Origin of the sequence: Pseudomonas benzenivorans (genome assembly GCF_024397895.1) — a bacterium.
Taxonomy (GTDB): domain Bacteria; phylum Pseudomonadota; class Gammaproteobacteria; order Pseudomonadales; family Pseudomonadaceae; genus Aquipseudomonas; species Aquipseudomonas benzenivorans_A.
Window position 1 is genome coordinate 4,274,225 of the sequence record NZ_CP073346.1, and the last position, 22,087, is coordinate 4,296,311.

Here is a 22,087-nt window from a genome sequence, read left to right on the forward strand (position 1 = left end):
GGACGGCGCAGCAGGGTTCAGCGCGGAGCGGCCGTGTCATGGGTTCAGAACACGTCCGGTTCAGGCGGCGCGATAGGCGCAGCCCCGGTCTGGTGTTCGATGGTGCTCGACATCCTGGGCGTAAGCGGCCGGCTGCCGAGGCCGCCGGAGGGGCCGCAGCAAAAGGACTAGGCGGCCCGGCTTTCGCGCAGCAGGCTGGCAATATCGGCGGCGGGCAGCGGCCGGGAGAACAGGTAGCCCTGGCCGGCGTCGCAGTGATGGGCGCGTAGAAAGGCCAGCTGCTCCGGGGTTTCGATGCCTTCGGCCAGCACCTCGAGTTCCAGGTTCCTGCCCAGGCCGATGGCGCTGCGGGCGATGGCCGCGGCGCTTGGCTTGCTCAGGGCATTGTGCACGAAGCTGCGATCGAGCTTGAGCGTGCTGACCGGAAAGCGCTGCAGGTCACTCAGCGAGCAGTAGCCGGTGCCGAAATCATCGATGGCGATGCGCACTCCCAGGCCGCGCAACTCCCGGGTAGCGGCGACTGCCGTGTCGACGTCGCGCATCAGCTGGGTTTCGGTCAGCTCCAGCTCCAGCAGCCGCGGCGGATGCCCGCTGGCTTCGAGCGCAGCGGCGACCCGCTTGGCCAGTTCCGGTTGCTGCAGTTGCAGGGCGGACAGGTTCACCGCCATCTTCAGCTGCGGCAGGCCCTGTTGGTGCCAGGCGGCTGCCTGCGCGCAAGCCGTGCGGATCACCCATTCGCCGATCGGCACGATCAACCCGCTTTCTTCGGCCAGGGGGATGAAGTCATCCGGCGACAGCAGGCCGCGGCTGGGATGCTGCCAGCGCAGCAGCGCTTCGACGCCGAAGATTTCGCCGCTCGCCAGGGCGACGCAGGGCTGGTAGTGCAGCTGCAGCTGGTTGCGCTCCAGGGCGTGGTGCAGGTCGCCGGTCAACTCGATCCGGGAAACGCTGTCGGCGTTCATCTGCGCCTGGTAGGAACTGATGCTGTCGCGGCCATTGGCCTTGGCGCTGTACATCGCCGCATCGGCATTCATCAGCAGCAGTTCCGCCTCCTCGCCATTGTCGGGGTACAGGCTGATGCCGATGCTGCCGGTGACCAGCAGTTCCTGGCCGGCGATAAGGAAGGGGGTGCGCAACTCGCTGGCGACCCGTTCGGCCACCTCGTTGACGACGCCATCGTCGAGCCCGACAGCCTCGATCAGTAGCACGAATTCATCGCCGCTGATGCGCGCCACCGTGTCGCCTTCGCGTACACAGGCGCTGAGCCGTTCAGCCACGGTCTTCAAGAGTTCGTCGCCGGCCCCATGGCCGAGGCTGTCGTTGACCGCCTTGAACCGGTCCAGGTCGAGGAAGATCACCGCGAAGCGGCCTTGCGCGCGGTGGGCGTGGTGGATGGCCTGGGACAGGCGATCCTTCAGCAGGGCGCGGTTGGGCAGCCCGGTCAGCGGGTCGTGGGCGGCCATGTGGGACAGCTTGCGCGACTCTGCGGCGAGGGAGTCGGCCAGGCGCTTGGACTGGCGCAGCTGGGCGAAGAACAGCAGCAGCAACAGCAGGCCGCTGGCGGCGGGTGCGCCGAGCGTCCAGTAGCTGCTGTCATTGCCGTAGTGGCGGATGATCTGCTCGTTGCGCACTTCGCTGTTCATCAGGAACTGCTTGCCCAGTTCGAAAAAGCGCGACCTGATCGGGCGCAGCAGGCTCTGAATGGTGGAATACCTCAGGTCGTAGGGGTCCTGCCCGAGCTCCACCAGCAAGGGCTCGATCGACTCGAGGGTGACGGCGAGGCGTTCGACCAGCGTGCGCACATCGTCGAGCTCAAGCAGCTCCCGGTTGGCTTCTCCCTCCTGGAACGTCTGCACGCGACTCACGAGGATTTCGTAGTGCAGCGCGATGTCTTCCAGGGCTATCTGCCGGATCGGGTCCTTGAGCGTGTATTGACGCAGCGCGCGCATGAAGCGATCGACTTCGTCGTAGGTCTTGATCAGGCTGTGGGTGTGGTGGCCCATGCGCAGGCTGGAAATCACGTTGGCCTGGCCGATGTCCCGGTAGGACATATAGAGCGTGGCGATGAAGATCGCCAGTGCCAGCAGCAGCCGCCACATCCCGGTCTGCCGCCACCAGCGCCTGTCGGTGAGGGAGTCGATCAGCGGGCGCGCCACGTCGGCCTGGACAGGCTTCATTTGATGATCAGCCGACGCAGCTGCCAGGCCATCTTCTGGTCGGTTTCCAGGGAGCGCAATAGCGGATGGTCATCCTGGGGGTAGATGATCCACAGCGGGCCCTTGTCGCGAACCTTCATGTATTCGCCATTGCGCTTGTAGGCGATGATCACCGGGTAGTCGCGCAGGTCCTGCAGGGGCAGGGTGCTCTTGTAGTCATTCAGCGCCACGGCCTCGACACGGGTGCCCTGCTCGAGCAGCGCTGCCAGTAACGTGCTGGCGCGCACGCCGGTGAAGCTCTGCGGTCCATCGGTCCAGGAGGTGTGGGTGCGCAGGGTGGTGCTTTCCATGGCCTCGAGGGCGGCCAGGTCGTAGTCCCGCGAGATGCCATCCGGGCCGGACAGGGTGAGGATGGTCCTGCCTTGGGCATGGGCGCAGTGGGTGGCGAAGATGAGGAATGGAACGAGGAGGACGCGCAGTGCGGTGCTTGGGGACATTTTCTTCTCGGTAACTCCGCCGTCATAGGCGGCATGCCCTTAGACCGGTGGTTTTGCGTGCCCGGCTTTCGCGCGGGGTTGCCTTTTCTGGATGAAGTTGATGCGTCTCTGGCGGCAGCGATTCCCTGCTGGATTGACGTTCCTGTTTCAAGCGGCCATTGGCGTCAGGTTGTTGTTCGCAGCGGACGATGTGTCAATTCTGTGAACTGGTGCAAATTTTGCGGATCGGCGACCGCTCAGTCAACCGCCGCGCGTCACTCTACCCCCTGCCTCAACCTGCAATGGTTGGCAGCCAAGCCGGCCCATGGGGCGCGCCGTGTCACAGCGCCGGGAAAGCATCGCCAGCGGCAGGTTCGGCCTTCAGGTCGGTCAGCGGGGATAGAGCGGTGGCAGGCTCGACTCGGTCGTTGGCGTTTCGTTGGCGAGGGTGGTTGGCAGGCTGCGGATCGCCCGCCACAGGTCTTCGCCTTGCCAGTGCTGGCCGGCTTCGCTGTACAGCGCGCCATTGAGACCGTCGAGGGCATCGGACAGGGGCACGAAGCGCGCGGCCAGGTCGGCCAGGGTCTCGGGTTGCTGGCGCGCCCAGGCGTCGAGGGCGTGGCGCGTGGCGTGGGGGTCGTTGGCCAGGCAGGCGCGCTTGAGGTCGTCGAGCAGGGTGCGCGGGCTGGGGCCGGTCTGGCTGCCGCGCAGCACAGCCGGTTGGCGCCGGGCGTGCCACCACAGGCCGAAGCCGAGCAGGGTGGTCAGGGTCAGCAGCGCACTGCTCAGTTGCCAGGGCCAGAGTGCCGGACCCGGCTGGTAGTCGGGCACGGCCACTTCGGCGGGCAGCGGTTCCAGCTCCAGGCTGGGGTCGCGGGCGATGTTCAGGGTGCGCGCCGGCACGCTGCTGCGCTCCAGGCGATCTTCATGGGTGTTCCACCAGACCACTTCCACGGCCGGCAACTCGAACTGACCGCTGCGGTTGGGCACCAGGGCTTCACGCTCCTCGCGGCTGCCGATCAGGCCGCGCTCGTCGATCTGGTTGCTCAGCTGAGGCTGGTCGGGGTAGCGGCGCAGACCCTCGGCACTGGTCGCGGGCAAGGGCGGCAGTTGCGCGCTGGACAGGCCTTCGGCCTTGAGCATCAGGCTGCGGGTCAGTGAATCGCCGGCCTTGGCGCCCTGTGGCTCCGGGTTCCAGGCTTCGGACAGGCTCAGCGCGCGGGCGGGCAACCAGGGGGCGCCGCTCGGGTAGCTGTCCGGTTTGGCCCGGACCTTTAGGGGAATCTGCGGCGAGCGAACCCGGGTCACCTTGCCCGGGCGCGGGCCGAACGGCTGGTAGTCGTCACTGCTGGAGCGCTCGACCAGGGTCGCGCTGAACACCTGCGAGGGAATGGTCAGGTCGCCGCTGCGCTGGGGGAAGATCGCGTAGCGCAGCTCGATCACGCCGTGGCGGATGCCGTTGATGTCCTTCTCGTAGGTGCGCGGCTTGCCCAGCGCCTCGACACGGGCCTCGGGCATTTCCAGGGGGGTCAGGCTGCTGTCGTCGTACAGCGAAACGGAGTGATAGATGCGCAGGGTCAGTACGCTCTGCGCCTGCACGTAGACGCTTTCCTGATCCAGGCTGGCGTCGATGAACACCGGGGCCATGCGGCCGCCGCTCGCTTCGGCGGCGGACTTCTGCACATGCAGGGTGATCGGCTGGCTGTGCATTTCGCCCAGGCGCAACGGCGGTATCACCACGTAACCATTTTGCTTGGGTTGCAGGGTGATGACCCAGCGGGTCGTGGCCTGGGACTTCCCGTCGAGCGTGGTCAGGCGGTTGACCTGGCGGGTGCCGAGGACCTCGAAGAGTTTCTCCAGGGGCGCCAGTTCGGGTTTGCCGAACAGGGTGATGTCGCTCGATTCGAGGGTCAGCTCGACGGTTTCGCCGTCGCTCAGGCGCGTGCGGTCGACGCTGGCGCTCAAGCCCTGGGCGCTGGCCTGGAGGGTCAGCAGGGCGAGAAGCAGGGTACAGAGCAAGCGGGTCATCGAGTGGATTCCTGGCGTTGTTGCTGTTGATACCAGAATTTTCGCCTGAGCAGTTCCGCCGGGTCGTCCGGAATCTGTCGCAGCCATTGCTCCAGGGCCTGGCGCCGCTCGCCATCGAGGGGCTCGGCGGCGGCGAGCTGTTCTTCGCCGTCGGCCTGCTGGCCGGGCTCCTCCGGGGTCGGCGTTTCGCCTTCGCCCGGCTGCGGCGGTTGCTCGTCCTGGCCCGGTTGACCGGGGGGCGGACTGTCCGAGTCCTGGTCAGGCGTACTGTTCTGCGGCTGTTCGGAGGGCGCCTGGTTCGCCTGCTGCGGCTCGCTGCTCGGCTGTTCGGCGGGGGCTTGCCGGGGGGGCTGTTGCAGCAGTTGTTCGACCAGCGCCTTGTTCTTCTGTGCCTGGAGCAAGTCTGGCTGCAGCTCCAGGGCCTGGCTGTAGGCCTCTATCGCGGCCTCCAGTTCGTTGCTGTGGGCCAGGGCGTTGCCGCGATTGTAATGGGCCGCGGCACTATCGCCCTCGGCGAAGCGCTCGGCGGCGGCCGCGTAGTCGCCGGCCTGGTACAGGGCCAGGCCCTGCCATTGCGGGTCTTCGAAGTGCTTGGCGGCTTCGCCCGGGCGCTGGGCCTCCAGCAGGCGCTGGCCCTGCTGGTCGGGGCGCAGCCAGAGATCGTCCAGGGATGCGGCGAAGCCGGGCTGGGGCAGGCTCAGCAACATCAGTGGCAGGCAGAACAACCAGCCACGGCGTCCGGCGCAGGCCGCCAGCAGCAGCAGCGGCAGCAGCAGCCAGTAGCCCTGGTCAGACCAGGCGTGCAGGGGGGTGGGATCGCCGTCGCTGCGCAGCTGCTGCGGACGCTCGAGCAGGCCGAGGCTGCGCAGGTCTCGGTCGTTCAGGCTGACCCGCTGATAGCGTCCGCCGACATCCTGGGCCAGGCGGTTGAGGCTGGCGTTGTCCAGGCGCGGGATGAGGATCGCGCCCTGGCGATCCTTGAGGAAGCTGCCGTCCTCCTGAACGATGGGCGCGCCCTGGGGGGTACCGATGCCGAGTATGTGCAGGCGCTCGCGGCGGTCGTCGAGGGCGTCGCGGATGCCACGACGCTCCTGCTCATCCAGCGCACTGGCGATCAGCAGCAGGCGGCCCTGGCCCTGGCTGCCCTGGTCGAGCAGCTTCAGCGCCTTGGCCACGGCTCGATCGGCGCGTCGTCCCGGCTCGGGCATGATCGAGGGCTTGAGCGCCTCCAGCAGGTTGCGGCTGGTGGTCAGGTCGTCGGAGAGCGGCACCAGGGTGTGGGCGCTACCGGCGTAGACCACGATCGCGGTCTGCGCGTCACGGCGCGCCTCGAGCAGGTCGAGGACCTTGCGCCTGGCCTGCTCCAGGCGATTGGGCGCGGCGTCGCTGGCGAGCATCTCCGGGGTCAGTTCGAGCAGCACCACCAGCGGGTCGGCCGGTTTCAGCGTGCTCTGCTCCAGACGCTGCCAGCTGGGACCGAGCAGGGCGAGCAGGGCCAATAGCCAGGCCAGGCCCAGGGCGACCCAGGGTAGGCGGCTGGCCCGCCCTTTGCCGCCTCTGAGCAGGGCGGCGTGAAAAGCCGTGGGCAGCAGTTGGTGCCAGCGCCCCGCGCGTTTCTCGCGGTGCCAGAGCTTCCACAGCAGCCAGCACAGCAGCGGCGTCAGCAGCAGCCAGTAGGGGCGCAACCAGTGGGGCCACAGGGCGAACTCGATCACGAGCGTCTCCACCAGTTGGGCCGCGGGGGGCGCTGCAGCTGGAACCGCCGATAGGGCCCGTGCTCGGCGAGTACCAGCAGCAGGCTGAGCAGCAGGGCGACGCCCAGCGGCCAGGGGTAGAGCGCCAATGCCGGGCGGGCCAGGGTCGGTTGCTGGCTCACCGGCTCCAGGCGGTCGAGGCTGGCCTCGATGTGCCGCAGGTCATCGCCGTTGCGGGCGCGGAAGTATTCACCGCCGGTGGCTTCGGCGATGGCGTGCAGGGTGGGTTCATCCAGGTCCAGGCCCGGATTCAGGCCGAACAAACCGAGCACTCCGCCTTGTTGCGGGTCGGCGCCGATGCCGATCGGATAGATCTTCACGCCTTCCTCGGCGGCCAGGCCCGCGGCGGTGATCGGCTCTATCTCGCCGCCGGTATTGGCCCCGTCGGTGATCAGCACCAGCACCCGGCTGTCGCCCGGGCGCTGGCGCAGGCGCTTGACCGCCAGGCCGATGGCGTCGCCGATGGCGGTGTTCTTGCCGGCGATGCCGATCGGCGCTTCCTCCAGCCAGGTGCGCACGGTGCGGCGGTCGAAGGTCAGCGGCGCGTGCAGGTAGGCCTGACTGCCGAACAGGATCAGGCCGACCCTATCGCCGCGGCGGTCCTCGATGAAATCGCCGAGCAGCTGTTTGACCAGGGTCAGGCGACTGACCTCCTCGTCTTCCCAGCGCATGTCGGCATAGTCCATGGAACCCGACACATCCACCGCCAGCAGCAGGTCGCGGCCGCTGGCCGGCAGCGGCAGCGGCTCGCCCACCCACTCCGGGCGCGCGGCGGCGGTGAGCAGCAGCAGCCACAACAGGGCGAACGGCGCCTGCTGGCGCCAGGCCGGCAGGCGCGCGCGGGCGCGGCGACCGGCGAGGGCTTCGAGTTCGTCGAGAAAGCTGACCCTGAGCGCCGCCTCGCCGCTGTCCGCCGCCGGCAGGATCAGGCGCATCAGCCAGGGCAGGGGCGCGAGCAGGAACAGCCAGGGCCAGACGAACTCAAACATGCTTGCGAATCCAGGTGGCGACGGCCTGATTGAGCCCGTCGATGGCCTTGTCGTCGAGGATGCAGTGGGGGCGGTAGGCACCTTCGACCAGAATCATCCAGCGGGTCAGGCCGGCTGCGGGGCAGCGGTTGTCGAGGTAGGCCAGCCAGGCCCGACTGGTCAGGGTGTGGCTGTGGCTCTGCGGGTAGCGTTGCCGGCACAGGCGCTTGAGCAGGCCGTTGAGCTGCTGCAGCCAGGGCCCGGCTTCGACGCCGTAGTAGGGCTTGCTGAGCCGCTCCAGCTCGGCCAGGGCCGCCTGGCGCACGGGATCGAGCTGCTCGGCGTTCGCTGCCCCTTTCCTGCGCGGCAGCCACCTGAACAGCCGGACCAGGGCCCAGAGCAGCACCGGCAGGAGCAGGGCGAGCAGCCACCAGCCGGGCGCGGGCGGCCACCAGCCGATGGGCGCTGGCTCGATCAGCGGCTCGAGCTGGTCCAGCGGGTTCACGATTGCTTCCTTGGCTGCTGCACATTGAGGTGGTTGCGCAGCTGCTCGACCATCTCGCCCTGGGTGCTGAGCGGCAGCAACGGCACGCTGAGCTTCTGCGCCAGGCGTTGCCAGCGGGCCCGGCGCGCTTCGCCCAGGGCGCGATAGGCCTGGCGCAGCCCGTCGTCGTAGGTGTCGAGCTCGAGCTCCGCGCCATGTTCGGCGAAGCGCAGCAGTCCGGCGGCAGGCAGGGCGTGGTCGAGCGGATCGGACAGTGGCAGCAGAAGCAGGTCGGTGTGGCGTGCCAGCAGCTGTAATTGCTGCTCGCTGCTGTCGTTCAGGGTGCGCTCGTCGCACAGCAGCACCACCAGGCTGCCGGGGCGCAGCACCTCGCGGGCACGGCGCAGCGCCAGACCGAGGTCATCGCGGCGCGGCTGCAGCTCAGTGTGCAGCGCCTGGTTGGCCTGGGCCAGGCGGTTGAGCAGCTGAAGCAGGCTCTGTTTGCTGCGCCGCGGCTTGATTTCGTGTTGCTCGTGGTCGCCGAACACCAGGCCGCCGATGCGATCGTTATTGCCCAGGGCGGCCCAGCCGATCAGGCTGGCAGCCTGGGCGGCCAGCACCGACTTGAACACCAGGCCGGAGCCGAAGAACAGCCGCTGGCTCTGCTCGACCAACAGATAGATGGGCCGTTCGCGCTCCTCGTGGAACAGCTTGGTGTGCGGCTCCTGGGTGCGTGCGGTCACCCGCCAGTCGATGGTGCGCACGTCATCCCCGGCCTGGTACACGCGCACCTGGTCGAAGTCCACGCCGCGTCCGCGCAGTTTGGAGTGATGCAGGCCGATCAGCGGGCTGCGTCGCGCTGGCGTGGAGAACAGCTGCACTTCACGTACGCGGTGACGCATCTCGATCAGCTCGGCGAGATTGACCCGCACGCCAGGTTGCGTCGGCAGGGCGTGCATGGGGCTCAAGCGACGGCGACCACATCGAGAATGCGCTGCACCACGCGATCCTGGTCGACGCCGGCGGCTTCCGCCTCGAACGACAGGATGATGCGGTGGCGCAGCACGTCGAACAGCACCGCCTGGATGTCTTCCGGGCTGACGAAGTCGCGCCCGGCCAGCCAGGCGTGGGCCCGCGCGCAGCGATCCAGGGCGATGGTGCCGCGCGGGCTGGCGCCGTAGGCGATCCACTCGGCCAGCTCCAGGTCGTACTTGGCCGGGGTGCGCGAGGCCATCACCAATTGCACCAGGTACTCCTCCACGGCATCGGCCATGTACAGGCCGAGAATCTCGCGGCGGGCGACGAAGATCGCCTGCTGGCTGACCCGCTGCTCCGGTTTCGACTCGCCGTGCAGCGCCTCGCCGCGCGCCTGCAGGAGAATCTTGCGCTCCACCGCGGCGTCCGGAAAGCCGATGCGCACGTGCATCAGGAAGCGGTCGAGCTGGGCTTCCGGCAGCGGGTAGGTGCCTTCCTGCTCGATCGGGTTCTGCGTGGCCATGACCAGGAACAGTGGCGACAGCTCGTAGGTACTGCGGCCCACGCTGACCTGGCGCTCGGCCATGGCCTCGAGCAGCGCCGACTGGACCTTGGCCGGGGCACGGTTGATTTCATCGGCCAGCACCAGGTTGTGGAAGATCGGCCCCTGCTGGAAGGCGAAGCTGCCGGTTTCCGGGCGATAGATCTCGGTGCCGGTGATGTCGGCGGGCAAAAGGTCGGGGGTGAACTGGATGCGGTGGAACTCGGCCTCGATGCCTTCGGCCAGCTCCTTGATCGCCTTGGTCTTGGCCAGGCCCGGAGCACCTTCGACCAACATGTGGCCGTCGGCCAGCAAGGCGATCAGCAGGCGTTCGATGAGCTTTTCCTGGCCAAGGATCTGGCTCGAAAGAAAGTGTCGCAGGGCGACGAGCGCTTCACGGTGTTCCATCATCGGGCTCTTTGCTGGAGGGGGCGCGTCGTGCCGGACGCGGCGGCGGCCTAGACTTTAATGCATTTGCCGCGGTGGCGGCTATGCGCGGCTCGGCATCCCCGCTCGGGCAGTGCGGCGCGCCTAGGCTTTTGCGTTCCGGGGGCAGCCGTGAAAGAAAATGTCGCAGCGCCAGAAGCGCTGTGGGGGCCTGCCTCGTTAAGCTCGTCGGGCAAATGTGACCAGTAAGTCTTGGCCCTGGCCCGCGTTCTGAAGTCGCCCGGTCGGGGTACAGGCCGCTTCATGAACTAACGTTGAACTACAACGGTGCGGCGTCAGTCACTGTCCACGACTGCCCCAGTTGAATCACGAGCCAAACGGAGCACAACCATGGCGTTCTTCACGGCTGCCAGCAAAGCCGACTTCCAGCAACAACTGCAAGCGGCCTTGGCGCAGCACGTCAGCGAGCAAGCCCTGCCTCAGATCAGTCTGTTCGCCGAGCGATTCTTCGGCATCATTTCTCTCGAGGAACTCACCGAGCGGCGTCTCTCCGACCTGGTCGGCTGCACGCTGTCGGCCTGGCGCCTGCTGTCGCATTTCGAACCCGGGCACACCGAGGTGCGGGTGTTCAACCCGGACTACGAGCGCCACGGCTGGCAGTCGACCCATACCGCTGTGGAAGTCCTGCACCGCGACCAGCCCTTCCTGGTCGACTCGGTGCGCATGGAGCTGAATCGCCGTGGCTACAGTATCCATACCCTGCAGAACAGCGTGCTCAACGTGCGCCGCAATGCCGCTGGCGAGCTGCTCGAGCTGCTGCCCAAGAGCGGCCAGGCCGACGACATGCAGCTCGACGCGCTGATGTACCTGGAGATCGATCGTTGCGCCACCCAGGCCGAGCTGCGCACCCTGGAAGCGGCGTTGCAGGAGGTGCTCGGCGACGTGCGCCTGGCGGTCGCCGACTTCGAGCCGATGAAGGCCAAGGCCCATGAACTGCTGGCCTGGCTGGACAAGGCCAAGCTCAAGGCCGATGCCAGTGAGGTGGATGAGGTCAAGGTGTACCTCACCTGGCTGCTGGACAACCATTTCACCTTCCTCGGCTACGAGGAGTTCTCTGTCGTCGATGAAGCCGGCGGCGGCGCCATCCTGTACGACGAGAAGTCCCTGCTGGGCCTGTCCAAGAGCCTGCGCGGCGGGCTGAAGAGCGACGAACTGCATATCGAGCCGGAAGCGGTCAGCTACCTGCGCGAGCCGCTGCTGCTGTCCTTCGCCAAGGCCTCGCAGACCAGTCGCGTGCACCGTCCGGCCTATCCGGATTTCGTCTCCATCCGCGAGCTGAACAACAAGGGCCAGGTGGTCAAGGAGTGCCGCTTCATGGGCCTCTACACCTCCTCGGTGTACGCCGTCAGCGTCAATCGCATTCCCTATATCCGCCGCAAGGTCGACGAGATCATTCGCCGTTCCGGTTTCGACAGCAAGGGGCATCAGGGCAAGGAACTCGAGCAGGTGCTCGAGGTGCTGCCGCGCGACGACCTGTTCCAGACCCCGCTCGACGACCTGTTCAGCACCACCATGAGCATCGTGCAGATTCAGGAGCGCAACAAGCTGCGGGTGTTCGTGCGCAAGGATCCCTACGGGCGGTTCTATTACTGCCTGGCCTATGTGCCGCGGGACATCTATTCGACCGAGATCCGCCAGAAGATCCAGCAGGTGCTGATGGAGCGCCTGCAGGCCAGCGATTGCGAATTCTGGACCTTCTTCTCCGAGTCGGTGCTGGCGCGGGTGCAGTTCATTCTGCGGGTCGACCCCAAGAACAAGGTGCAGATCGATCCCCAGCGCCTCGAGCAGGAGGTGATCCAGGCCTGCCGCTCTTGGAAGGACGACTATGCCAGCCTGACCATCGAAAACTTCGGCGAGGCCCAGGGCACCAATGTGCTGGCCGCCTTCCCCGGCGGCTTCCCGGCCGGTTACCGCGAGCGCTTCGCGCCGCACTCGGCGGTGGTGGACATGGAGCACCTGCTCGAGCTGAGCGAGCAGCGCCCGCTGGTGATGAGCTTCTACCGGCCCTTGACCCAGGGGCACCGGCAGCTGCACTGCAAGCTCTACCATGCCGATACACCGCTGCCGTTGTCGGACGTGCTGCCGATTCTGGAGAACCTCGGCTTGCGCGTGCTGGGCGAGTTCCCCTTCCATATGCGCAACAGGGACGGTCGCGAGTACTGGATTCACGACTTCTCCTTCACCCACGCCGAGGACCTGGACGTCAACGTCCAGGAACTCAATGACAACCTGCAGGAGGCCTTCGTCAGGATCAGTCAGGGCGCGGCGGAGAACGATGCGTTCAACCGTCTGGTGCTGGCCGCGGGGATGACCTGGCGCGACGTGGCCTTGCTGCGTGCCTATGCCCGCTACCTGAAGCAGATTCGCCTGGGCTTCGATCTCGGCTATATCGCCAGCACCCTGGTCAATCACGTGGACATCGCCCGTGAGCTGGTGCGCCTGTTCAAGACCCGCTTCTACCTGGCGCGCAAGCTCGGCGCCGAGGATCTGGAGGATAAGCAGCAGCGCCTCGAGCAGGCCATCGTCACCGCGTTGGACGGGGTCGCGGTGCTCAACGAAGACCGCATCCTGCGGCGCTACCTGGACCTGATCAAGGCCACCCTGCGCACCAACTACTACCAGCCGGATGGCAACGGCAAGCCCAAGGACTACTTCAGCTTCAAGCTGAATCCGCGGGCGATCCCGGAGATGCCCAAGCCGGTCCCCAAGTACGAGATATTCGTCTACTCACCGCGGGTCGAGGGTGTGCACCTGCGTGGCGGCAAGGTGGCGCGCGGCGGCCTGCGCTGGTCGGATCGCGAGGAGGATTACCGCACCGAAGTGCTCGGCCTGGTCAAGGCCCAGCAGGTGAAGAACGCGGTGATCGTGCCGGTCGGCGCCAAGGGCGGCTTCATTCCACGGCGCCTGCCCCTGGGCGGCGGTCGTGACGAGATCCAGGCCGAGGCCATCGCCTGCTACCGCATCTTCATCTCCGGCTTGCTCGACATTACCGACAACCTCAAGGAGGGCGCGGTGGTGCCGCCTGCTCAGGTGGTGCGTCACGACGAGGACGACCCCTATCTGGTGGTCGCCGCCGACAAGGGCACTGCGACCTTCTCCGACATCGCCAACGGCATCGCCGCCGACTACGGCTTCTGGCTCGGCGACGCCTTCGCCTCCGGCGGCTCTGCCGGCTACGACCACAAGGGCATGGGCATCACCGCCAAGGGCGCCTGGGTCTCGGTGCAGCGGCACTTCCGCGAGCGCGGCATCAACGTGCAGAAGGACAACATCACGGTCATCGGCGTCGGCGACATGGCCGGCGACGTATTCGGCAACGGCATGCTGCTGTCCGACCAGTTGCAAGTGGTGGCGGCCTTCAACCACCTGCATATCTTCATTGACCCCAACCCGGATGCCGGCAGCAGCTTCGTCGAGCGCCAGCGTCTGTTCGATCTGCCGCGCTCGTCCTGGGCCGACTACGACACCAGCCTGATCTCCGCCGGCGGCGGGATCTTCCAGCGCAGCGCCAAGAGCATCGCGATCAGCCCGCAGATGAAGGAGCGCTTCGACATCCAGGCCGACAAGCTGACCCCCACCGAGCTGCTCAATGCCCTGCTCAAGGCGCCGGTCGACCTGATCTGGAACGGCGGCATCGGCACCTACGTCAAGGCCAGCAGCGAAAGCCACGCCGACGTCGGCGACAAGGCCAACGACGCCCTGCGGGTGAACGGCAACGAGCTGCGCTGCAAGGTGGTGGGCGAGGGCGGCAACCTCGGCATGAGCCAGCTCGGTCGCGTCGAGTTCGGCCTCTGTGGCGGCGCCAGCAACACCGATTTCATCGACAATGCCGGTGGGGTGGACTGCTCCGACCACGAGGTGAACATCAAGATCCTGGTCAACGAGGTGGTGACCGCCGGCGACATGACCGGCAAGCAGCGCAACAAGCTGCTGGCCGAGATGACCGATGCGGTCGGCACCCTGGTGCTGGGCAACAACTACAAGCAGACCCAGGCGCTGTCCCTGGCGCAACGCCGCGCGCGCGAGCGGATCGGCGAGTACCGCCGACTGATCGGTGCGTTGGAGGCGGACGGCAAGCTGGACAGGGCCCTGGAGTACCTGCCGAGCGACGAGCAGCTGGCCGAGCGTGCAGCCAGTGGCCATGGCCTGACCCGGGCCGAGCTGTCGGTGCTGATCTCCTACAGCAAGATCGACCTTAAGGAGTCCCTGCTCAAATCCACGGTGCCGGATGACGAGTACCTGGTCCGTGAGGTGGAGACCGCCTTCCCGCCGCAACTGGCGAAGAAGTTCGGCGATGCCATGCGCACCCACCGGCTGAAGCGCGAGATCGTCAGCACCCAGATCGCCAACGATCTGGTCAATCACATGGGCATCACCTTCGTGCAGCGCCTGAAGGAAAGCACCGGCATGAGCGCGGCCAACGTGGCCGGGGCCTACGTGATCGTGCGCGACGTCTTCCGCCTGCCGCACTGGTGGCAGCAGATCGAGGCGCTGGACTACCAGGTGCCGGCCGAACTGCAGCTGCAGATGATGGACGAACTGATGCGCCTGGGCCGTCGCGCGACCCGCTGGTTCCTGCGCAGTCGGCGCAACGAGCTGGACGCGGCCCGCGACGTGGCCCACTTCGCGCCGCGTGTCGCCGCCCTGGCGTTGTGTCTGGACGAGTTGCTCGAGGGGCCGGCTCGCGAACAGTGGCTGGCGCGCTTCCAGGGCTATGTGGAGGCCGGCGTGCCGGAGGAGCTGGCGCGTGTGGTGGCCGGCACCAGTCACCTGTACACCCTGCTGCCGATCATCGAAGCCTCGGATGTCACCGGTCAGGAGCCGGCCCAGGTGGCCGCAGCCTATTTCGCCGTGGGTGGCGGGGCCCTGGAATTGTCCTGGTACCTGCAGCAGATCTCCAGTCTGCCGGTGGAAAACAACTGGCAGGCGCTGGCGCGGGAAGCCTTCCGCGACGATCTGGACTGGCAACAGCGGGCGATCACCGTTTCCGTGCTGCAGATGGCCGAGGGGCCGGAGGAGCTCGAGGCGCGTGTGGCCCACTGGCTGGATCAGCACCGCCCGCTGGTGGTTCGCTGGAAGGCCATGCTGGGTGAGCTGCGTGGGGCGACGGGAACCGACTACGCCATGTACGCGGTCGCCAACCGTGAGCTGATGGACCTGGCGCAGAGCGCCGGCACGCCGTGAGTCGTAGCTGAAGCCGAGCCAAGCCCCGCCTAGTGCGGGGCTTTTTATGGGCGCAGTGTCGAAGTCCTAAACGCTGTCGTCGGTGTCCGTGCCGGCCAGTTGCTTCAGGTAGTTCACGACATCCGGCGCGCCGGCCAGACGCAGGCCTTCGCCCAGGGCCCTGGCCTCGGCGGAGTGCTTGGGCAGCAGGAGGAACTCCGCGGCCCCGGCGCCGCGCAGCAGCGACAGGCGCGAATAGGGCAGGCCATTGTCCAGCAGCAGGCCCATGAAGGTCGGGTCGCTCCAGGCCTCGGCGGGCATGGCCTGGACGTGGTAGTGCTGGTCCAGCTGGCTCAGACCGTCGAGGTTCAGGCGGTAGCGCGCCAGCTCGGCCGGCAGTGTGGTATCCAGCCCGCGCCGGCGGGCGTAAGCCACTGCGCAGGCGAACGCCTCGTTGTGCTGCTCGCCGGCCCAGAATAGCCGCGGGCCATGCCAGCCAGCCTGGCGCAGGCTGATTGGCTCGCCGGCAAGAAAGCCGGGCACGGCCAGGCTGATGGTCTTGATGAAGTCCTTGTAGCTGATGATACGTATCCGCCGACAGGCCTCGCTGGCCGCGTACTGCTCGAAGCTGGTGAAGGGCGTTTGCTCCGGGTCGCAGCTGCTCAGTCCGTCGATCCGGCGCAGATCCAGGGAAGCGAGCGTTTGGGTCGCCTGTTCGACGATGCGCATCAGCATGGCCCGGGCCTGGGCCTTGTCCTCCTGTACCGGCCCGGACAGCGCGTCACGGGGCAGGTCGACCAGACGGTGCAGCTGTGGGGCCTCGAGCCAGCAGATGCTGTCGCGGGGGGCGGGCAGGGGGCTGAAGGGCAGGCGCAGCTGGCTGGCGCGCTCGAGTATCTGCCGCTGGGCGCGACCGATCAGGCCCAGGCGCTGGGCCAGGGCGGTGAGGCGTGAGCTGAGGGTGGGCGACTGCTGGGACAGACTCATGGCCGACTACGAACTCCGGGGGCACTGGTGCCAGTGTGGCAGAGGCGCGCCGCTGCTGCACACGGGGGGCCGGGAAAATAGACGCGGTTGATCGGCGACAAGCACGGCGCTTGTGGCAAGATTGCCTGATTCATCTGCTTAGGTGCCTCCATGCCCAGTCTGGTCCTGGATATCGCGCTGTCTGCCGAGCGTTTGCGGGCAGTCTATCAAGGTCAAGCCAACCGCATCCTGCTGTCGAGCCGCGATGGTCGGCGCGTCAGCTTGCCGGCCCATCATATCCGGCCATTTTTGACCCATGAAGGGGTTTACGGTTCCTTCGAGCTGGAGTTCAGCCCCAAGGGCCAACTGCTCAGCCTGCGCCGCCTGGGCTGAAGGCGGCCGTGCGCCTCGCTGCGCGGCGGCGTGGCCTGTATAATCGCCGCCTTTGCGACTTCGCCATTAATCGAGCTGAGCCTGACCATGTATAACCTGGCCCGCGAGCTGCTGTTCAAACTCTCCCCGGAAAGCTCCCACGAGCTGTCCATCGATCTGATCGGCGCCGGTGGTCGTCTGGGCCTCAATGCTTGGCTGAACAAGGCGCCGACGAGCCTGCCGGTCAAGGTCATGGGCCTGGAGTTCGCCAATCCGGTCGGCCTGGCCGCCGGTCTGGACAAGAATGGCGACGCCATCGACGGCTTCGCCCAGCTGGGCTTCGGTTTCGTCGAGATCGGCACCGTGACGCCGCGTCCGCAGCCCGGTAATCCCAAGCCGCGGCTGTTCCGCCTGCCCGAGGCCGAGGCAATCATCAATCGCATGGGCTTCAACAATCACGGCGTGGACCACCTGCTGGCGCGGGTCCAAGCGGCCAAATTCAAGGGCGTGCTGGGCATCAATATCGGCAAGAACTTCGACACCCCGGTCGAGCGTGCGGTGGACGACTACCTGCTGTGCCTGGACAAGGTCTATGTCCATGCCAGCTATGTGACGGTCAACGTCAGCTCTCCGAATACCCCGGGCCTGCGCAGCCTGCAGTTCGGTGACTCGCTCAAGCAGCTGCTCGAGGCCCTGCGCCAGCGCCAGGAGCAGCTGACCGCGGCGCATGGCCGGCGGGTGCCGCTGGCGATCAAGATCGCCCCGGACATGAGCGACGAGGAAACCGCTCAGGTGGCTGCGGCATTGCTCGAGACCGGCATGGATGCGGTGATCGCCACCAACACCACCCTGTCCCGGGACGGGGTCAAGGGCCTGGAGTTCGCCGACGAAGCGGGTGGTTTGTCCGGTGCCCCGGTGCGAGACAAGAGCACCCATACGGTCAAGGTGCTGGCCGGCGAGTTGGGCGGTCGCCTGCCGATCATCGCCGTGGGCGGCATCACCGAGGGTGCCCATGCGGCGCAGAAGATCGCGGCAGGGGCCAGTCTGGTGCAGATCTATTCGGGATTCATCTACAAGGGGCCGGCGCTGATCCGCGAAGCGGTCGATGCCATACTGGCCGCGAGAACCTGAGCGAGTTTTGCTGGGAGGGGAAATAAAGAGGGCTCCCTGAGGGAGCCCTTGGGCTTGCGCCCGCCGCCCGAATTGGGGCGTGCTTGGTGAAGTCGGTAAGTTCCCTTACTTAATCAGCCGACAGCGTGAAGTTCGTTGAGTCGATGAATACCGGCGGTGCCGGTCAAGCCATCCCAGTTGTCACCGCGGCCTTCGCGCCAGCCGTTAATCCAGGCTTGACGGACCGAAGGGAGGGTGAAAGGGCACAGTTCGCGGGATTTTCCATTGATGCCGTATTGGTAGCCGCGCAAAAAAGCTCTTTCTAACGGATCACGCTTAAGTCTTCTCATAGGGTGTTGCCCTCACTGTTGACTGTTATGTCCCGTGGACCTCATGGCGAGGTCAGGCAGACAATTAGTCTGCCGGCGGAGCCCGCTGCCGGCGTCGCGGATCTCCTGCGCCTTCGCCATTGCGGCGACGGCCTAGGTAGATTTCTATCGAATGCCAGAAGGCCTGTGAATGATCGTTTTGTCATAAGGGCGTAATGCTTCTGAGGGTGAGGCCATAAGGCTGAGCGGCCGGCCCATCGCCTATACGGAGCAACCCCGCTGGGCTGGGCGTTTGCGTCGCCCATGCTGGTGTATTGCCATCGCGATTCGATTCTGATTGCGAGCGTTTTTTATTCCGACGAAGGGTCGCAATGCGACTTTTTGTCACTTATTTTGGCCGTGGCGACTCGTTCGCACGCCACTCACACTGCCTTAGGCACTGGATATTCTCATGTCGGATCGTTACGAACTCTTTCTCACCTGCCCCAAAGGCCTGGAAGGCTTGCTGCTCGAGGAGGCCAGCCAGCTGGGGCTCGAGGAGGCGCGTGAGCAGACGTCCGCCATTCGTGGCGAGGCCGAACTGGAGAGCGCCTACCGCCTGTGCCTCTGGTCGCGCCTGGCCAACCGCGTGCTGCTGGTGCTCAAGCGCTTTCCGGTGCAGGACGCCGAGAGCCTGTATCACGGCGTGCTGGAGGTCGACTGGTTCGAACACCTGGAGCCGAGCGGCAGCCTGGCGGTGGAGTTCAGTGGCCATGGGTCGGGGATCGACAACACCCACTTTGGCGCACTGAAGGTCAAGGACGCCATCGTCGACAAGCTGCGTCAGGCCGACGGTACCCGGCCGTCGATCGACAAGCTCAACCCCGATCTGCGCGTCCATCTGCGCCTGGAGCGCGGCGAGGCGATCCTCTCCCTCGATCTGTCCGGCCATAGCCTGCACCAGCGCGGCTACCGTCTGCAGCAGGGCGCCGCGCCGCTCAAGGAAAACCTCGCCGCCGCCGTGCTGATCCGCGCCGGCTGGCCGCGCATCGCCGCCGAGGGCGGGGCCCTGGCCGACCCGATGTGCGGCGTCGGCACCTTCCTGGTGGAGGCGGCGATGATGGCCGCGGACATCGCGCCGAACCTCAAGCGCGAGCGCTGGGGCTTCAGCCAGTGGCTGGGCCACGTGCCGGCGTTGTGGAAGAAGCTGCAGGCCGAGGCCCAGGAGCGGGCCGGCGCAGGTCTGGCCCGAGCGCCGCTGTGGATCCGCGGCTACGAGGCCGATCCACGCTTGATCCAGCCGGCACGCAACAACATCGAACGCGCCGGCTTGAGCGACTGGGTCAAGGTCTACCAGGGCGAGCTGGCGACCTTCGAGCCGCGTCCGGATCAGAACCAGAAGGGCCTGGTGATCAGCAACCCACCCTACGGCGAGCGCCTCGGTGACGAGGCCAGCCTGCTGTACCTCTACCAGAACCTGGGCGAGCGCCTGCGTCAGGCCTGTCTGGGGTGGGAGGCCGCGGTGTTCACCGGGGCGCCGGAGCTGGGCAAGCGCATGGGCATCCGCAGCCACAAGCAGTACGCCTTCTGGAACGGCGCGCTGCCCTGCAAGCTGCTGCTGATCAAGGTGCAGCCGGAGCAGTTCGTCACCGGCGAGCGGCGCACCCCGGGGCAGCGCGAGCGTGAGCGCGAACAGGCCGAAGCCGCCAAGGTACAGGCCGAGCCGCAAGAGCGTCAGTACAACAAGAACGGCAATCCGATCAAGCCGGCAGCGGCCGCCGTCGTCGAGCAGGCGCGCCTGAGCGAAGGCGGGCAGATGTTCGCCAACCGCCTGCAAAAGAACCTCAAGCAGCTGGGCAAGTGGGCGCGCCGGGAAGAGATCGAATGCTACCGCCTGTATGACGCCGACATGCCGGAGTACGCCCTGGCGGTGGATCTGTACCGAGACTGGGTGCACGTGCAGGAATACGCCGCGCCGCGCTCGATCGACCCGGAGAAGGCCCAGGCGCGCCTGTTCGATGCCCTGGCGGCAATCCCCCAGGCCCTGGGTGTCGACAAGAGCAAGGTGATCATCAAGCGCCGCGAGCGCCAGGCGGGCACCAAGCAGTACCAGCGCCAGAGCACGCAGGGTCAGTTCATGGAAGTGAGCGAGGGTGGCGTAAAGCTGCTGGTCAACCTCACCGACTACCTCGACACCGGTCTGTTCCTCGACCATCGTCCGCTGCGCCTGCGCATCCAGCGCGAGGCGGCGGGCAAGCGCTTCCTCAACCTGTTCTGCTACACCGCCACCGCCACCGTGCATGCGGCCAAGGGCGGGGCGCGCAGCACCACCAGCGTCGACCTGTCGAAGACCTACCTGGACTGGGCACGGCGCAACCTGTCGCTCAACGGCTATTCCGACAAGCAGCGGCTGGAGCAGGGGGACGTGATGGCCTGGCTGGCCGAGGATCGCGGCGAGTACGAGCTGATCTTCATCGACCCGCCGACCTTCTCCAACTCAAAGCGCATGGAGGGCGTGTTCGATGTGCAGCGCGACCACGTGCAGCTGCTCGACCTGGCCATGGCGCGGCTGGCGCCGGGCGGTGTGCTGTATTTTTCCAACAACTTCCGCAAGTTTCAGCTCGATGAGGGGTTGGCGGCGCGCTACGCGGTGGAGGAGATCAGCGCCAATACCCTGGATCCGGATTTCGCCCGCAACCCGAAGATCCATCGCGCCTGGCGCATGACTTCTCGGGGCTGATAGAGGCGGGTGCCGCGGCGGCTGCCGCGGTACCCGTTTCCGGGCCGGCCTGGCTCGCTCGGCCCTACTTCGGTTGCCGGTAGAGGTCGACCAGCACCTGATCGAGGATCGAGGACGCGCCCCAGGGCCGGGGGTCGTTGAGGATGGCAACCACCGCCCAGGTATTGCCATTGCTGTCGCGGCTGTAGCCGGCGATGGCCCGCACGTTGTTCAGCGTGCCGGTCTTGATGTGCGCCTGACCTTCCAGGGCGCTGCGCTTCAGGCGTTTGCGCATGGTCCCGTCCATCCCCACCAGCGGCATCGAGCTGATGAACTCGGCGGCATAGGGGCTCTTCCAGGCCGCCTGGAGGATAGTCGCCAGCTCGCGGGCGCTGACCCGCTCGGCCCGCGACAGGCCGGAACCGTTCTCGATCACCAGGTGCGGCGCGGTGATACCCTTGCGTGCCAGCCAGGCACGGATCACCCGCTGCGCGGCCTTGGCATCGTCGCCGTCGGCGGAATTGCGAAACTTCGCGCCGAGGCTGAGGAACAGTTGGCGGGCCATGGTGTTGTTACTGTACTTGTTGATGTCGCGGATGATCTCCACCAGGTCCGGGGAGTGCGCGCGGGCCAGCAGGCGGGCGCTCTTAGGCACGTCGGCGATGCGGTCCTGGCCGAGGATGCTGCCGCCCAGCTCCTGCCAGATGGCTCGCACGGCGCCGGCGGCGTAGCTCGGGTGGTCGAGCAACGACAGGTAGGTCTGGGCGCTGCAGCCCTCGGCCAGTTGGCCGGTGACGATCACCGTGGTGCCGTCGAACTGCTTTACCGGGTTGTAGCGCACGTCCGGCCAGCCGGGACACTTGCTCGCCTTCAGCAGCTTCACCCGGTTGTCGATGCGGATGTCGGCGATCGGCGGCTCGACCGCGATCTGCACCTTGCCGGCCTCGGCGCGGGCGATGAAACGCAGCGCCTTGAGGTTGACCAGCAGGGCGTCCGGGGTCACCAGATAGGGCTTGTTGGCGTCGCCACCGTCGTCGTTGAAGGTCGGCAGCTGGGGCTGGATGAAGTGGCTGCGGTCGAGCACCAGGTCGCCGCTCACCTGGCGCACGCCGTTGGCGCGCAGGTCGCGCAGCAGCAGCCAGAGTTTCTCCATGTTCAGCTTGGGATCGCCGCCGCCCTTGAGGTAGAGGTTGCCCTGCAACACGCCATCCTTGAGCGGGCCGTCGGTATGGAACTCGGTGACCCACTGGTGGGTCGGGCCCAGCAGCTCCAGGGCGGCATAGGTGGTCACCAGCTTCATGGCCGAGGCCGGGTTGACCGATATGTCGGCATTGACCAGGGTGCGGGTGCCGGGGCCGGTCAGCGGCAGGGTCACCACCGACAGCGAGCGCGGGTGGATCTTGTTGGCCTTGAGCGCCTGTTCGACCTTGCTCGGCAGGCGGTTGTTGTCGGCGGCCTGCAGCGGCAGGGCGAGGGGCAGCAGGAGGCTGGCGATCAGCAGCCGGCGCAGGATTCTAGTCATGGGCAGAGGCCCTCAGGGCGGGGGCTGGAAGTGACGCGTGGCATGTGCGGTGGGTCCCACGATGGTTCGGCAAGCAGCCCGGCATTATGCCCGAAGGC

The 22,087-nt window shown here is 66.8% G+C and carries 15 protein-coding genes and 1 riboswitch; of the genes, 4 read left to right on the plus strand and 11 right to left on the minus strand.

What is annotated here, in order from left to right; translation table 11 throughout:
• Nucleotides 1–167: 167 nt before the first annotated feature.
• The 8 genes from KDW96_RS22090 to KDW96_RS20130 all read right to left on the minus strand — a co-directional run bounded on the left by KDW96_RS22090 (nt 168) and on the right by KDW96_RS20130 (nt 9,790).
• Nucleotides 168–2,177: a putative bifunctional diguanylate cyclase/phosphodiesterase gene (locus tag KDW96_RS22090; RefSeq protein WP_304665564.1), complete on the minus strand. Its 2,010-nt coding sequence runs from the start codon at nt 2,175–2,177 to the stop codon at nt 168–170.
• Nucleotides 2,174–2,653, minus strand: coding sequence for a putative pterin-binding protein (locus KDW96_RS20100; protein ID WP_255837982.1), 480 nt, complete (start codon nt 2,651–2,653; stop codon nt 2,174–2,176). Before KDW96_RS20100 ends, KDW96_RS22090 begins: the two co-directional genes overlap by 4 nt.
• A 6-nt stretch (nt 2,654–2,659) precedes the next feature.
• Nucleotides 2,660–2,746: riboswitch (cyclic di-GMP riboswitch) on the minus strand.
• Between the two features lie 276 nt (nt 2,747–3,022).
• On the minus strand, nt 3,023–4,660 hold the full coding sequence (locus tag KDW96_RS20105) for a BatD family protein (RefSeq protein WP_255837983.1): 1,638 nt from the start codon (nt 4,658–4,660) through the stop codon (nt 3,023–3,025).
• Entirely contained in the window at nt 4,657–6,372 is a 1,716-nt protein-coding gene (locus KDW96_RS20110; protein WP_255840577.1) for a VWA domain-containing protein, read from the minus strand. Before KDW96_RS20110 ends, KDW96_RS20105 begins: the two co-directional genes overlap by 4 nt.
• Entirely contained in the window at nt 6,372–7,403 is a 1,032-nt protein-coding gene (locus KDW96_RS20115) for a vWA domain-containing protein (protein ID WP_255837984.1), read from the minus strand. The genes KDW96_RS20110 and KDW96_RS20115 overlap by 1 nt, the downstream gene beginning before the upstream one ends.
• Nucleotides 7,396–7,887 (minus strand): DUF4381 domain-containing protein, encoded by a 492-nt coding sequence (locus KDW96_RS20120; RefSeq protein WP_255837985.1) that lies wholly within the window; start codon nt 7,885–7,887, stop codon nt 7,396–7,398. Before KDW96_RS20120 ends, KDW96_RS20115 begins: the two co-directional genes overlap by 8 nt.
• Entirely contained in the window at nt 7,884–8,825 is a 942-nt protein-coding gene (locus tag KDW96_RS20125) for a DUF58 domain-containing protein (RefSeq protein ID WP_255840578.1), read from the minus strand. Before KDW96_RS20125 ends, KDW96_RS20120 begins: the two co-directional genes overlap by 4 nt.
• A 5-nt stretch (nt 8,826–8,830) precedes the next feature.
• Entirely contained in the window at nt 8,831–9,790 is a 960-nt protein-coding gene (locus KDW96_RS20130) for an AAA family ATPase (RefSeq protein ID WP_255837986.1), read from the minus strand.
• A gap of 369 nt (nt 9,791–10,159) precedes the next feature.
• Between KDW96_RS20130 and KDW96_RS20135 the strand changes: the two genes are divergently transcribed.
• Nucleotides 10,160–15,013 carry an NAD-glutamate dehydrogenase gene (locus tag KDW96_RS20135; RefSeq protein ID WP_255837987.1) on the plus strand — a complete coding sequence of 1,618 codons (4,854 nt, stop codon included), beginning with the start codon at nt 10,160–10,162 and terminating at the stop codon, nt 15,011–15,013.
• 66 nt (nt 15,014–15,079) lie between these two features.
• Here KDW96_RS20135 and KDW96_RS20140 read toward each other — a convergent pair whose 3' ends face one another.
• Nucleotides 15,080–15,979 (minus strand): DUF6685 family protein, encoded by a 900-nt coding sequence (locus KDW96_RS20140; protein WP_255837988.1) that lies wholly within the window; start codon nt 15,977–15,979, stop codon nt 15,080–15,082.
• A gap of 150 nt (nt 15,980–16,129) precedes the next feature.
• Between KDW96_RS20140 and KDW96_RS20145 the strand changes: the two genes are divergently transcribed.
• Both KDW96_RS20145 and KDW96_RS20150 read left to right on the plus strand, forming a co-directional pair.
• Complete coding sequence (locus tag KDW96_RS20145) at nt 16,130–16,351, plus strand: DUF2835 domain-containing protein (protein ID WP_255837989.1); 222 nt, start codon at nt 16,130–16,132, stop codon at nt 16,349–16,351.
• 87 nt (nt 16,352–16,438) lie between these two features.
• Nucleotides 16,439–17,461, plus strand: coding sequence for a quinone-dependent dihydroorotate dehydrogenase (locus KDW96_RS20150; RefSeq protein ID WP_255837990.1), 1,023 nt, complete (start codon nt 16,439–16,441; stop codon nt 17,459–17,461).
• A 113-nt stretch (nt 17,462–17,574) separates the two neighbouring features.
• Here KDW96_RS20150 and rmf read toward each other — a convergent pair whose 3' ends face one another.
• Entirely contained in the window at nt 17,575–17,790 is a 216-nt protein-coding gene (gene rmf / locus KDW96_RS20155; RefSeq protein WP_159973046.1) for a ribosome modulation factor, read from the minus strand.
• Nucleotides 17,791–18,220: 430 nt separating this feature from the next.
• Here rmf and rlmKL point away from each other — a divergent pair, with 430 nt between their 5' ends.
• Entirely contained in the window at nt 18,221–20,488 is a 2,268-nt protein-coding gene (gene rlmKL / locus KDW96_RS20160) for a bifunctional 23S rRNA (guanine(2069)-N(7))-methyltransferase RlmK/23S rRNA (guanine(2445)-N(2))-methyltransferase RlmL (protein ID WP_255837991.1), read from the plus strand.
• 64 nt (nt 20,489–20,552) lie between these two features.
• Here rlmKL and dacB read toward each other — a convergent pair whose 3' ends face one another.
• A complete protein-coding gene (gene dacB, locus KDW96_RS20165) occupies nt 20,553–21,989 on the minus strand; it encodes a D-alanyl-D-alanine carboxypeptidase/D-alanyl-D-alanine endopeptidase (protein ID WP_255837992.1) in 1,437 nt (478 codons plus the stop codon).
• Nucleotides 21,990–22,087 lie beyond the last annotated feature (98 nt).

What these genes read in the sequence shown, in the direction of transcription:
- KDW96_RS20105 (WP_255837983.1), bottom strand. Translation starts at nt 4,660, where the DNA reads ATGACCCGCTTGCTCTGTACCCTGCTTCTCGCCCTGCTGACCCTCCAG.
- rmf (WP_159973046.1), bottom strand. Translation starts at nt 17,790, where the DNA reads ATGAGAAGACTTAAGCGTGATCCGTTAGAAAGAGCTTTTTTGCGCGGC.
- dacB (WP_255837992.1), bottom strand. Translation starts at nt 21,989, where the DNA reads ATGACTAGAATCCTGCGCCGGCTGCTGATCGCCAGCCTCCTGCTGCCC.
- KDW96_RS20135 (WP_255837987.1), top strand. Translation starts at nt 10,160, where the DNA reads ATGGCGTTCTTCACGGCTGCCAGCAAAGCCGACTTCCAGCAACAACTG.
- KDW96_RS20145 (WP_255837989.1), top strand. Translation starts at nt 16,130, where the DNA reads ATGCCCAGTCTGGTCCTGGATATCGCGCTGTCTGCCGAGCGTTTGCGG.
- rlmKL (WP_255837991.1), top strand. Translation starts at nt 18,221, where the DNA reads ATGTCGGATCGTTACGAACTCTTTCTCACCTGCCCCAAAGGCCTGGAA.
- KDW96_RS20150 (WP_255837990.1), top strand. Translation starts at nt 16,439, where the DNA reads ATGTATAACCTGGCCCGCGAGCTGCTGTTCAAACTCTCCCCGGAAAGC.
- KDW96_RS20100 (WP_255837982.1), bottom strand. Translation starts at nt 2,653, where the DNA reads ATGTCCCCAAGCACCGCACTGCGCGTCCTCCTCGTTCCATTCCTCATC.
- KDW96_RS20115 (WP_255837984.1), bottom strand. Translation starts at nt 7,403, where the DNA reads ATGTTTGAGTTCGTCTGGCCCTGGCTGTTCCTGCTCGCGCCCCTGCCC.
- KDW96_RS22090 (WP_304665564.1), bottom strand. Translation starts at nt 2,177, where the DNA reads ATGAAGCCTGTCCAGGCCGACGTGGCGCGCCCGCTGATCGACTCCCTC.
- KDW96_RS20125 (WP_255840578.1), bottom strand. Translation starts at nt 8,825, where the DNA reads ATGCACGCCCTGCCGACGCAACCTGGCGTGCGGGTCAATCTCGCCGAG.
- KDW96_RS20140 (WP_255837988.1), bottom strand. Translation starts at nt 15,979, where the DNA reads ATGAGTCTGTCCCAGCAGTCGCCCACCCTCAGCTCACGCCTCACCGCC.
- KDW96_RS20130 (WP_255837986.1), bottom strand. Translation starts at nt 9,790, where the DNA reads ATGGAACACCGTGAAGCGCTCGTCGCCCTGCGACACTTTCTTTCGAGC.